The following is a 15077-nucleotide window of genomic DNA, read 5'->3' on the forward strand; positions in this document are numbered from 1 at the left end:
CAAACCCGCCAAATTTTTACTTAGATCATCTGCGTTCATCTGCGTTCATCTGCGTTTAAAAAATCCCATGACTCACTCACCCAACTACCAAAAATTGCTCACAGACGCACTCCTAGAAATGCGACACCTACGAGCCGAACTAACAACCTTAGAAGCAGAAAAAACCGAACCCATTGCTATAATTGGCATGGCGTGCCGTTTTCCTGGTAGCGCGAACAACCCCGAAGCATTTTGGCAATTGTTGCGAGATGGAGTCAATGCAGTTAGTGAAATTCCTTCCCCACGTTGGGATGTAGCGAACTACTACGATGAAAATCCCGATACTCCAGGAAAAATGTACACTCGCTACGGTCATTTTATCGACCGAGTAGAGGAATTTGATCCTCAGTTTTTTGGAATTTCCCCCCGTGAAGCCGTAGCAATGGACCCCCAACAACGGCTATTGTTAGAAGTTAGTCACGAAGCCTTAGAACGGGCTGGACAATCAACCCAAAAACTTAAAGGTAGTAAGACATCTATATATATAGGACTATGTTTTGATGACTACGCCAAATATAGCGTTTCGCATCCCACACAAATTGATGCTTTCAGCAGTTTAGGTAACACTCGCAGTATCGCCGCCGGACGCATTGCCTACGTGTTAGGATTGCAAGGAACAGTCATGCAACTAGATACCACCTGTTCTTCCTCCTTGCTGGGAGTACATTTAGCCTGTCAAAGTCTCCGTAATGGTGAGTCTGACATGGCTTTAGCGGGAGGAGTCAACTTAATTTTAGCCCCAGAAGCAATGATAGGCTTTTGTAAGTTGAAAGCCTTAGCAGTGGATGGACGTTGTAAAACCTTAGATGCGGCGGCTGACGGTTACGGACGAGGTGAGGGATGTGGTATTGTGGTGTTGAAAAAATTGCGAGATGCGATCGCTAACCATGATCCCATTTTAGCAGTGATTCGTGGTTCCGCAGTCAATCACGACGGCAGCAGCAACGGTTTAACCGCCCCCAACGGTACAGCCCAAGCAGCCGTAATTCGCCAAGCTTTAGAAAACGCCCAAGTAGAACCCCAACAAGTCCAGTATAGTGAACTCCACGGCACAGGTACAGTTCTCGGCGATCCCATCGAAGTTTTAGCACTAGCTCAGGTACTAGGTGAAGGTAGAAGTAAAAATCAACCCTTGTCCATTGGTTCTGTGAAAACCAACATTGGACATTTAGAAAGTGCAGCAGGAGTAGCGGGATTAATCAAAGTAATTCTAGCATTGCAAAATCAACAAATTCCTGCCCATGTCAACTTACAACAACCAAACCCCTATATTCCGTGGCAGAAATTACCTGTCACCGTCCCGACTCAGTTAACTCCTTGGCAAAGTGAAAACGGTAAACGCATTGCTGGTATTAGTTCTTTCGGGATGAGTGGGACAAATGTGCATCTGGTTTTAGAAGATTTTACCCCCGTTCAAAATTCCCAGAGGGGAGAGGCATATCATCTACTTACCATCTCTGCTAAAACACCCCAAGCACTGGGGGAACTTGTAGGAGAATACATCAAATACTTTGATTCACAGCCAGATAATAACTTTGCTGATATTTGCTTTACTTCCAACGTCGGGCGATCGCACTTTCCCTACCGTTTAGCGATGCCCGCCAATTCTTATAGTACAGCTTATGAAAAATTATTTAATTACTCAAAATCTACCCCAGAAATATTTTCTAGTCAAGTAGTTATCCCAAATTTGCCCAAAATTGCTTTTCTCTTCACCGGACAAGGTTCACAATACCTCAACATGGGTAGAGAACTCTACCAAACCCAACCTTATTTTCGCCAACAAATCGACAAATGTTGTGAGTTATTGCATCCCCACTTAGACATAGATTTACATTCAATTTTATTTGAGGAAAAGGCGAATCAGCAATTACTTTCCCAAACTATTTACACCCAACCAGCATTATTTGTTTTAGAATACGCCATAACTCAACTGTGGCTACACTGGGGAATTACACCTGATTTTCTCATGGGACATAGCCTGGGGGAATATGTAGCCGCTTGTATTGCAGGTGTTTTCAGTTTATCAGACGCACTGAAATTAATTGCTAACCGCGCCCGTTTGATGCAAGAATTTCCTGAGAATGGAAAAATGTTAGCTGTTGCCGCATCAGTTGCAGACATTACTAAATATATTCAACCATATGCTCAGAAAATTGCCATAGCCGCCATCAATTCCCCAAATAATACAGTTATTTCCGGTGAAAAAACAGCAATTGAGGAACTTGCAGAAATCCTCGCAAATCAGGGAATTAAAAATACTCCCTTATCAGTTTCCCATGCCTTTCATTCTCCATTAATGGAGTCAATCTTAGCAGAATTTAGACAAGTAGCTGAAAGTATTAGATTTCATCCACCCAAAACCCCAATAATTTCCAACATTACAGGTAAAATCATTAATACACAAATAGCTCAAGCTGAGTATTGGTGTAATCACATTTTACAACCTGTGCAATTTGCACTAGGGATGGAAACATTAGCCACAGAAAACTGCGAAATCTTCCTAGAAATTGGGGCAAAACCAACCTTATTGAGTATAGGTCAAACCTGTTTAAACTCAGCCGAAAAATATTCCTGGTTGCCCAGTTTACGCCCAGGACAAAATGATGTCCAAACAATATTATCCAGTCTAGCATCATTATATATGCAAGGTGTAGATATCAACTGGGAAAACTTCAACGGAGATGAACCAAATCAAAGAGTAAATTTACCAACCTACTCATTTCAACGCCAGAGATATTGGGTAGAAAACCTCAACTCACCCAAACCAACCCAAACATCTAACCTCCACCCATTATTAGGAGAAAGGTTACAACTAGCGAAAACAGAAAACATATATTTCCAAAATCCAATTTCTCAAAATTACCCAGACTACTTACATCAACATCAAATTCTTGGTAAAATAATCATGCCGGCTGCGGCTTATGTAGAAATAGCAATTGCAGCCGCAGAAAAAATATTTAAATCTAACTCCTACCAAATTCAAAATATAGAAATTCTCCAAGCCTTAGCAGAAACGACAGATATCACCTTACAAATAACTTTCACCCCCTTAGAAAACCAAACTTATAGATTTGAAATCCTCTCCTTCCATTCTCCTTCCCTTTGCGCCTTTGCGCCTTTGCGCGAACCAAAAACCCACACCACCGGAATCATCCAAAAATCACCCCCATCCTCACCCCCATCTCCAGACATTACCCAAATACAAAAAACGTGCAACCAAGAAATTAACGTAAATACCTACTACCAAACCTGCAAACAAGTAGGAATAGAATATGGAAAATTATTCCAAGCCATTCAAAAACTTTGGCGAGGAGAAAAACAAGCATTAGGACAAATAAAACTATCCCCAGAAATAGACATATCCCCTTATAAAATTCATCCTATATTATTAGATGCTTGTTTACAGGTAATGGGAGCAATTTTACTCGACTTCCAAACATCTACAGCTTACCTACCTGTAGCCATAGAAAAAGTGTCTTGGTATGACGAAAACTCAACATCCTCTCACATCTGGAGTCATGTACAACTGCGAGACACATCTGATTATATTGCTGATATACAAATCTTCCATCCAGATGGCAAATTAATTGCAATCATCAACGGGTTAAAAATTCAACCAGTCAGACAATTAAACAACTGGCATGATTGGTTATATAATATTGAATGGCAAGCAGAACCAATTCTGAGCGATCGCTTACTCACTCCCACTGCAATCAGTAACTCAAAATTACAACTATTACAGCAGTCAGATTTACAAAACTACATATCCTTATCATCCCAACTAGAAAAGCTGAGTTTTGATTGTATATTACAGACATTTCAACAACTGCAACTACCATTAACACTTGGCGAAGAGTTCTCTGCAACAGAAACAATGCAGAAAATGGGTATAACAAGCCAATATAAAAAATTGTATCAGCATTTATTACACATTCTCCAAAGCCAAGGAATATTACAACCCCAAGGAGAAAACTGGCGAGTCATAAAAACACCGCCCAGCATAACAACCGCCTCAGTTTTTCCCCAATTGCGTCAAGGATATCCCAACGCCACATCAGAATTAAATCTACTCCAACGCTGTACTAGCAATTTAGCAGCAGTTTTACTGGGAAAAACCGATTCATTAGAGTTATTGTTTCCAGGTGGAGACTTGATCGACTTAACCCAACTTTACCAAAATTCACCCATTGCTCAAATGATGAATAATTTGGTAAAACAAGCCATTATCACAGCCATAGCTGAAATACCATCAGAAAAACCCCTGAAAATTCTAGAAATAGGTGCGGGAACAGGGGGAACTACAGCACATCTGTTACCTGAATTGGCGCAAAGAGAAATTGAATATTACTTCACCGACGTTTCACCATTATTCTTGAGCAAAGCACAGCAACAATTCTCAGATTATTCTTGTGTAAAATACCAATTATTTGATGTAGAAAAATCGCCCTCTGCTCAAGGCTTCACAGAAAATAATTTTGATATTATCATAGCTGCTAACGTTCTCCACGCCACCCAAGATTTACAGAAAACTGTAATACACCTTAAGCAGTTATTGTCAAGGGGAGGCTTACTGTTTTTATTAGAAGGAGTGCATACTGTCTGGTGGCTAGATTTAATCTTTGGCTTAACTGAAGGCTGGTGGCGTTTCCAAGACTATGGCTTACGTCCCCATCATCCCCTGATTTCCAGCAGACAATGGCAAAAATTACTCACACAAGAAGGTTTTGAATCTCCCACGCTATTAAATGAAATTATCGGAAATCAGGCGCTAATTGTGGCGCAAGCTGCAATTACACCAGATAAATGGGTAATATTAGCAGATAAACAGGGAGTAGGACAAAAAATTGCCAGTCATCTCCAAGCCCAAGGCGCAACTTGCGAGTTAATTTTTGCTGACTCAGAACTTTCCACCCTTCCCACTCCAGCATCACACCTAATTAACCTCTGGGGTTTAGATGTACCTCTCCCCAACGAATTAACTACAGAACAATTGATGGAAACACAACAGACACTCTGCGAAAGTCTGTTGTATTGGCTACATAATAACGTAAAACATCAGCAATTATCGCAATTGTGGCTAGTAACTCAAGGAGCAGTAAATACAGGAAAAGATGCCTCCATAAAAGGACTTGCAGCCGCATCATTGTGGGGAATAAATAAAGTAATACAGTTAGAACATCCAGAACTAAACTGTCGCTGTTTAGACCTAGACCCAAACCGTACCCCCACAGAACAAACAGACATTATCCTCAAAGAACTCCTCACAAATTCCCCAGAAACAGAAATTGCGTGGCGTAACCAAACCCGATATGCTGCAAGACTCACTCAAACTCCTCTCCGCGCCTCCGCGCCTCTGCGTGAAAATCACCGTCTAACCATCAAACAAAGAGGAACATTAGAAAACCTCTCCTTCCAAACAGTTAATCGCCCTTCCCCAGAACCAGGAGAAATAGAAATCTGCGTTCAAGCAACAGGCTTAAACTTCCGCGATGTCTTAAACGCCTTAGACTTGTACCCAGGTGAACCCGGAATGTTAGGCTGTGAGTGCGTTGGGGAAATAGTAGCCATTGGTACAGGGGTAAAACACCTGCAAGTCGGACAAAGAGTCATGGCCTTAGCCAGTGGGAGTTTTAGCCAGTATGTCACTGTGAATGAGGCGATCGCAATCCCCCTACCCCAACATCTAAGTATAATTGATGGCGCAACCATACCCGCCGCCTTTCTCACCGCCTTTTATACCTTGCACCACTTAGCAAAAATTCGCCCTGGTGACAGAGTTCTCATCCATGTAGCTGCGGGTGGTGTCGGACAAGCAGCCATCCAAATAGCCCAACTAGCAGGGGCAGAAATATTTGCTACCGCTAGTCCCCAGAAGTGGGAAACTTTGCAAAACTTAGGCGTAAAGCAGATTTTCAACTCTCGCACCTTAGATTTTGCTGAAGAAATTCTCGCCCAAACTCAAGGAGAAGGTGTAGATATTATCCTCAATTCCCTCAGTGGAGATTTTATTACTGAGAGTTTAGCTATTCTCAAACCCCAAGGAAGGTTTGTAGAAATTGGCAAAATTGATGTGTGGACAGAGGAACAGGTAAAACAAATTAAACCAGATGCAAGTTATTTCTTGGTAGATTTATTTGATTTGTGCCACCAGCAACCAAAGCTTGTACAGAGTATGTTACAGCAATTGGTGCAGGAATTTGAGCAACATCGCTTAAAACCCCTAGCTGCGAAAGTATTTCCCATTACTCAAATAGTAGATGCTTTTCGGTATATGCAACAGGGTAAGCATACTGGAAAAGTAGCTGTGGACTGGGGACTGGGAAATTCTCCCTATCCTCTGAAAGAGAATTGCACTTATTTAATTACTGGTGGTTTAGGCGGTTTGGGGTTATTGGTGGCGGAATGGCTGGTAAAAATGGGTGCGAATCATCTCCTCTTACTGGGACGCAATGCACCTACACCTGATGCAGTTTCACGGATTCAGAAGTTAGAAGCTACTGGAGTGAGGATTGCGATCGCACAAATAGATGTATCCCAAACCCCAGCTTTAAGCAACATCTTGACAGAAATAGAAAAATCTGCATATCCCCTAGCTGGAATCATCCATGCGGCGGGAGTATTAGATGATGGAGCGCTGTTACAAATGAACTGGGAACGCTTTCAAAAAGTGATGGCGGCGAAAGTCATGGGGGCTTGGAACCTCCATACCTTAACCCAACACCAACCCTTAGATTTCTTCGTTTTATTCTCCTCAGCTACCGCCTTATTCGGTTCACCGGGACAAGCAAACCACGTGGCTGCAAATACCTTCCTAGATACCCTAGCCCATTATCGACAAACCCAAGGCTTACCCGCACAGAGTATTAACTGGGGAATTTGGTCTGAAATTGGTTCAGCTACCCAAGCTACCAACCAAATGCAGCAAAGAGGAATTGAAGCGATCGCACCATCAGATGGTATTCAAATTTTACAACATCTCATCACCCAACCCCTCACCCAAATAGGAGTAATACCCATAGATTGGCGAAAATTTGCCCAACAGGGAATTACCTCCAAATTCTTCCAGCATTTTTACACCACAAAAAACCGAGAAAATACCCAAAACACCCCCAATCAAACAGCCACCGCCAACTTACTAGAAAAATTATCCCAACTAGAAAAAGCAGCAGGTGATGAACTACTACAAACCTATATCAGTGAACAAATAGCAAAAATATTAGGTTTTACAGCCAATGAAATTAACCCACAAACCGGATTTTTCGACTTAGGAATGGACTCACTCACAGCCATTGAACTCAAAAATCGCCTCCAAACCGACCTCAAACTCACCCTCCCATCAACAATAGCCTTCGACTATCCCAACATACAAACATTAGCCCACCACCTCAACAACGAACTACAAAAAACCCCAGAACTCTCCACAGCAGAAATCGCCGAATTACTAGCCCAAGAACTCAACTCTTAACACTCTTTCCCTTTGCGCCTTTGCGCCTTTGCGTGAAAAAAAACACCATGACACAAGACTACCGCACCCTAATGCAAAACGCCCTCAAGCAAATCCAAGACTTGAAAGGCCAACTCAAAACTCAAAACGAACCCATAGCCATAGTAGGAATGGGCTGTCGCCTTCCTGGTGGTGCAGACACCCCAGAGGCATTGTGGCAATTAGTACGCAACGGACATGATGCAATTACAGAGATTCCAAGCGATCGCTGGAACATCAACACCCTTTACCACAACAATCCCAGCACACCTGGAAAAATGTCCACCCGTCACGGTGGTTTTATTAAACACCTCCAAGAATTTGACGCAGACTTCTTCAACATAGCACCGCGAGAAGCCATATCTCTAGATCCCCAACAAAGGCTATTATTAGAGATCACATGGGAAGCCCTAGAAAACACAGGCATCTTACCCGAACAACTTATAGGTAGTCAAACAGGAGTATTTATTGGCATCAGTAGCAATGATTACTCCACCCACTTATTGCAACGTCCCATTACAGACATTGATGCCTACCTAGCAACTGGTAATTCCCACAGTACAGCATCTGGTCGTATTTCTTACATATTAGGATTCACCGGCCCCTCCCTAGCAGTAGATACCGCTTGTTCCTCCTCCTTAGTCGCCGTACATCTCGCCTGTCAAAGCCTACATCAAGGAGAATGTCAACTCGCCATAGTCGGTGGTGTAAATCGCATCCTATCCCCAGAATTTACCATCAACTTTTCCCAAGCGCGGATGTTAGCAGCAGATGGAAAATGCAAAACCTTTGATGCTAAAGCAGATGGCTTCGTGCGCGGTGAAGGCTGCGGCGTAATCATTCTGCAAAAACTTAGCGATGCCTTAGCCGCCAAACATCCCATCCTAGCAGTAATTCGGGGTAGTGCCGTCAACCAAGATGGACGCAGTAGCGGCTTAACAGTCCCCAATGGCCCCTCACAACAAGCAGTCATCAGACAAGCATTAAAAAACGCAACATTACAACCTAGTGATATTACTTATATAGAAGCACATGGAACAGGTACAGCCTTGGGAGATCCCATAGAAATTGGCGCATTAGGGGCTGTATTTCGGCAAAAACAGCCAGAATCGCCGTTATTAGTAGGTTCACTCAAAACCAACATCGGACACTTAGAAGCAGCAGCCGGAATAGCCGGGTTAATCAAAGTCGTACTGGCGTTCAAATATGGAGAAATTCCCCCTCACTTGCATTTTCAACAACCAAACCCTCATATTCCCTGGGAACAGTTTCCGATTCATATTCCCACCACTTGCACACCTTGGCATGGTAAAAAAATAGCTGGGGTAAGTTCCTTTGGTTTTAGTGGAACTAACGCTCATATTATTTTGTCTGAAAATGACTCCCTCCCTTTGGTAAGGGGAGGGTTGGGGAGGGGTTCGGAACGTCCTTTGCATATTTTGACTTTATCAGCTAAAACTGAAACAGCCTTAAAACAACTAGCACAAAACTATATCAGCCACCTCAATCAGCATCAAAATATTGATTGGGCAGATATTTGTTATAGTGCCAATACTGGGAGAAGTCAATTAGAACATCGTTTAGCTATTATTGCAGATTCCCTCACCACAGCCCAAGAAAAACTAAATTGTTTCATTAACAGTGAAACAACCGCAAATATCTTTACAAATAGAGTAAATTATCAATCTCGTCCGAAAATTGCCTTCCTCTTCACCGGACAAGGTTCACAATACCCACAAATGGGCTTTCAACTATATCATACTGCCCCCTTATTTCGAGAAACAATAGATAAATGCTGTCAATTATTATTAGCTAACTCAGGTTTAGATTTACAGCCGTTCTTCTGGGCAAAAAATAACCAAAATAGTAACGAATTACTTTCCCAAACTCTCTACACACAACCCGCATTATTCATCCTTGAATATGCACTTTGTCAACTGTGGCTATCTTGGGGAATCAAACCTGATTTTCTCATAGGACATAGCATTGGTGAATATGTAGCCGCTTGTATTGCTGGAGTTTTCAGTTTAGAAGATGGGTTAAAAATAATTGCCAACCGCGCCCGTTTAATGCAACAACTACCCCAAGGTAAAATGGTAGCAGTAATAGCCAGCGCCTCTGAATTAGAAAAATTAATATTACCCTATAATCAACAGGTTTCAATTGCTGCAATTAATGCACCTAATAATACAGTAATTTCCGGAGAAACCTCTGCAATTGAGCAAATTATAACCGTTTTAACAGCAAAAAAAATTAAAAGTATACCTTTATCAGTTTCCCATGCTTTCCACTCACCCATGATGACAGAGATGTTAGGAGAATTTGAGGAAATTCTGCGTACTATCAATTTTCATTCTCCTAAATATCAGATCATCTCTAATGTCACCGGGAATTTAATTAATTCAGAAATCGCCACTCCTGAATACTGGTGTCGTCATATTTGTGAACCAGTCCAGTTTTTTCCAGGAATAGAAACTTTAATTCAGCAAGATTGTACTGTATTTATAGAAATAGGTGCAAAGCCAACCTTACTACAAATGACACGTTCAATTATTGCCAATCAAGAAAAAAGCAATATAAAATTATTACCAACATTGCAACTAGGACAACAAGACTGGCAAGTCATACTATCAAGTATAGCCGCACTTTATGCAAAAGGAGTCAAATTTGATTGGCATGGCTTCGAGCAAAATTACCAACGACAACGCCTAGAATTACCAAATTATCCGTTTCAGAGAAAGCGGTATTGGGTAGATATTAATCCAAAAAATAAAACTTCTCATTCAACCAATAATAGTATACATCCCTTATTAGGACAAACAATAAACTTAGCTAAATCTAGTGATATATATTTTCAGCAAAAAATCTCTGATAGTTATCCTGTCTATCTCCAACACCATCGCGTATTTAACCAAATTATCTTACCTGGGGCGGCTTATTTAGAAATGGCCTTGGCTGCGGGAAAGGAAATATTTAAAGATGATAAAATTTGTTTAGAAACTATTTCTTTTCAACAACCTTGTATTTTAAATCCAGATACTTCCAGAAATATACAACTTATCCTCAAGAATAATCAGGAATTTGAAATTGTCAGCGCCGAAATCAACCCAGTCGAAAATAACTGGATAACTCATGCTACTGGTAAAATAAAACCTCACAGTGATATTCCTCAAAATCAGGTTATTAATTTTGTAGAACTGCAAAATCAATTTACTAAAATTACAGATATTCCTAACTTCTATGAAAATCTCAAACAAGTAGGAATTAATTATGGTGAAACCTTCCAAAGTATTACCCAAATTTGGCATCATGAAAACCAAGCATTAGCCGAAATTTACTTACCATCAGCTTGTAATTGCCGTCATAATTATCAATTTCATCCTATTGTTTTAGATGCTTGCTTGCAAACCATAGCAGCAATTTTTTACCATCAAATTACACCCTCTATTTATTTACCCATTGGTGTAAATAAATTGACAATTTGGCAACCCATTGGCGAAAAAGTTTGGAGTTTAGTTAAATTAATTCCGCAACAAACAACCTCCCCAATTTTAATCGCTGATATCCAAATTTTCACCCCAGATGGACAAGTTATTGCTGTATTAGAAGGATTACAACTCAAAGCATTACAATCAGAAAATCTCTTAGAGTGGAAAAACTGGTTATATGAAATTGAATGGCGACTTCAACCGTTAACTATTAATTATAAATCTGATTCTTCCCTGACTTCTCCGGTAGAAATTGCCGAAAAAATAGCACCTCAGTTTACCCAACTTTTAACAACAGATGAAATTCAACGTTATGCCCAATTTCTGCCAAAATTAGAAAAATTAAGTCTTGCATATATTATCCAAGCACTGCAAATTTTTAGTTCATCTTCACCGCACAAAGGACAAGTTGCACCACAATATCAACAATTATATACACATCTATCTACCCTACAAAAGCAACATGATCAGAATTTTGAAAATCCGCAAAATCTCCAAACAGAACTAAAAACCCAATACCCAGAAACAACAGCCGAATTAACTTTAATAGAACGTTGCGGGACAAACTTGGCTAAAGTTTTGCAGGGAGAATGTAATCCTTTAGACATATTATTCCCCAACGGAGACTTAACAACCCTTACCCAATTGTATCAAAATTCTCCTGGTGCAAAGGTAATGAATACCTTAGTACAACAAGCGGTAAACTCAGCTTTAGAAAAATTACCACCAGGGGAAAAGGTGCGAATTGTAGAAATTGGTGCTGGTACTGGGGGAACAACAGCTTATGTATTACCGCAACTTGCTAACAAATCTGTAGAATATGTATTTACAGATATTTCACCTGTATTTATAGCAAAAGCACGTCAGCAATTTTCAGATTATGGGTTTGTGAGTTACCAAACTCTAAATATTGAACAACCATTAGCAAATCAAGATTTTAATGATCATAGTTTTGACATAGTAATTGCGGCTAATGTCCTACACGCAACCGAGAATTTAACCCACGCAGTTACTAATATTAAATCCTTACTTAAAAATCAGGGACTGCTAATACTTCTAGAAGGTACTCGCCCCAGTGCTTGGATAGATTTGATTTTCGGCTTAACTGAAGGTTGGTGGCGTTTTCAAGATAAAGATTTACGCCCTCATCATCCCCTGATTTCTACATCTACTTGGAAAAATTTACTCCAAACCAATGGATTTACCAACGTTGTTAATATTACTCCCGATGTAATTCTCCCAGAAGTCTTAGCCGCACAAAGTGTAATTATCTCCCAATTCATCAAGGAAACTAAAAGCCTCAAAGAATGGTTAATTATTGCAGATTTACCAGAATTGGCAGCAGGTATCGCCCAACAATTACAATTACAACAGGAATCTGCTATTATCCTTAAACTCTCTGATAATATTCGAGAATTTCTCCATCAATCATCTTCTCAGTCTATCAAACACATTATTTATATCGCTGGTTGTCAAGACAATATAAATGAATGTAATCATGTTCTTCATCTCGTCCAAACTCTCATTCAAACCCAACATTACCCTATTAATCTCTGGTTAGTGACTCAAGATGCTGTCAATCCTCACACTATCACAGGATTAAGTCAGTCTTCTCTATGGGGTATGGGCAAAGTAATCAGTTTAGAACACCCAGAATTAAATTGTCGCTGTGTTGATTTAGATCCTACACAAGAACTGATTACTCAAATTCAAAACCTCGTTACCGAAATTACTCATCCTGGGGAAGAAAAACAAATTTCTCTACACACATCTGGACGCAAGGTAGCAAGATTAACTCGTTTTACTGATCAAAGTCTTCCCAATCAACCGTACCATTTAACAATTGCCAAACGGGGTGTACTTACATCTTTAAAATGGGAACCTTTCCCCCGTCGTCAACCCGAAGCTGGAGAGGTAGAAATTCAGGTAAAAGCCACAGGATTAAATTTTATTGATGTTCTGGATGCTTTGGGATTATTACCTTTTGAACGTAACTGGTTTGGTGTGGAATGTGCTGGGGAGGTTGTCGCCGTTGGTGAGGGTGTAACTCAGTTCGGTATCGGTGATGCTGTGGTGGCTTTGGCTGCTGATAGTTTTAGTCAATATGTGACAACTAATGCTAATTATGTGATTGCAAAACCCAATTCCTTGAGTTTTGCCGACGCAGCGACAATTCCTGCCAATTTCCTGACTGCTGCATATAGTTTGTGGGAAGTTGCGAAAATTCAACCGGGACAACGCATTCTCATTCACGCGGCGACTGGGGGAACCGGAATGGCGGCTTTACAAATTGCCCAAGAAGCTGGGTTAGAAGTGTTCGCTACAGCTAGTCCGGGAAAATGGGAGACTTTACGCGGTTTAGGTGTACAGCATATTTTTAACTCTCGTACCTTAGATTTTGCTGAGGAAATTCAAGAAATCACCCACGGAGAAGGGGTGGATATTGTGTTTAACTCTCTGTCTGGTGAGTTCATTCCTGCTAGTTTATCAATACTCAAACCTCAAGGACAATTTATCGAAATTGGGAAACGGGGAGTTTGGAATGCACAACAGGTTGCTGAAGTCAAGCCCCAAGTTTCTTATCATCTTGTGGATTTGATGAGTTTTGCTCAACAAGAACCAGGGAAAATCCAAACTTTGTTGTGTCGTCTTATGGAGAAGTTTAACACCGGACAACTGCAATCGCTTCCTCAAACTATTTTCCTCGCCACCAAAATAGTAGAAGCGTTGCAGATGATGCAACAAGCCAAACATATCGGTAAAATCATTATTACTCACACACCAACTGAGTTAGTAAAACCCCAAGCTACTTATTTAATTACAGGGGGAATGGGCGGTTTAGGTTTGCGTGTGGCACGTTGGCTAGTAGAAAAAGGTGCAAAATATCTTGTGCTTTTAGGACGTAACCAGCCAAATACGGAAGCACAAGCACAAATTCAAGCTTTAGAAGCAGCCGGAGCTACAATCATTACTGCCCAGGTTGATGTGAGCCAAAAAGCAGAATTAGCAACAGTGCTGGCAGACATTCACCAAAACTATCCGCCTTTACGTGGTGTAATTCATGCCGCAGGAGTTTTAGATGATGGGGTTTTGCAGCAATTAAATTTAGAAAGATTGCAGGGTGTCATGAGTCCCAAAGTTACTGGGGCTGAGAATCTGCATCTATTAACCCAAAACATTCCTCTGGATTATTTTATCATGTTTTCCTCGGCTGCTTCTCTACTGGGTTCTCCAGGACAGGCAAATCACGTAGCTGCAAATACATTTTTGGATGCTTTAGCCCAATATCGCCGTCACCAGGGATTACCAGCACTGAGTATAAATTGGGGCGTATGGTCTGATATTGGTGCAGCCGCTAAAAGACAAGTTTCTAATCAAATGAGTTTACGGGGTATCGGTGAAATTACTCCCGACCAAGGTATAGATATTTTAGAACTTCTCCTCACTCAATCTTCTACACAAGTAGGAGTAATTCCTATCAATTGGTCAGAACTTCTTAAGCAAAAATTATATTCCTCTTTCTTTAGCGATTTTTACCACCAAAAGTCAGCAACCATTAATGAAAATCAAACTTCTCAATTAATACAGCAAATCCAATCTTTAGGCGTAAAAGAACGTATTTCATACTTAAAAAATTATCTGCAAACAGAAGTTAGTCAAGTCTTAGGTTCTTCTTCTGCTCAATTACCAGATGTAGAGTTAGGGTTTTTTGATATGGGTATGGATTCACTGATGATGGTAGAGTTGCGTAGTCGTTTAGAAGCAGGTTTAAACCAAACAATTTCTTCTACAATGTTGTTTGAGCATCCCCATATTAATGCTCTAGCTGAATATATTGCTACGGAGTTGTTAGCGAAAAATAGTGTGATTTCCCCCACAATTGAACAGAAGTGTGTCACCCCTTTAAATAATTTTTCCTCTGAAGAGGGTGTGGGATCATCTATTACAGCAGAATTAGAAGCTTTAGAAGCTCTATTAAACGGGTGTGGTTAAACCGGATAATCCGGGTTAAATCACATTGTGGGTTCGCAGACTAATTAAAAAATTAGGAACGCAAGAATAAG

2 protein-coding genes are annotated in these 15077 nt (G+C 40.7%); both read left to right on the forward strand.

Annotated features, from left to right (window positions below):
• The first annotated feature begins 67 nt into the window (after positions 1 to 67).
• Entirely contained in the window at positions 68 to 7507 is a 7440-nt protein-coding gene (locus ACM0OP_RS01215) for an SDR family NAD(P)-dependent oxidoreductase (RefSeq protein ID WP_414526565.1), read from the forward strand.
• Positions 7508 to 7554: 47 nt separating this feature from the next.
• Positions 7555 to 15006, forward strand: a complete 7452-nt coding sequence (locus tag ACM0OP_RS01220; RefSeq protein ID WP_414526566.1) for an SDR family NAD(P)-dependent oxidoreductase — start codon at positions 7555 to 7557, stop codon at positions 15004 to 15006.
• Positions 15007 to 15077 lie beyond the last annotated feature (71 nt).

The organism is Nodularia chucula CCY0103, from assembly GCF_963923915.1.
Lineage (GTDB): Bacteria > Cyanobacteriota > Cyanobacteriia > Cyanobacteriales > Nostocaceae > Nodularia > Nodularia chucula.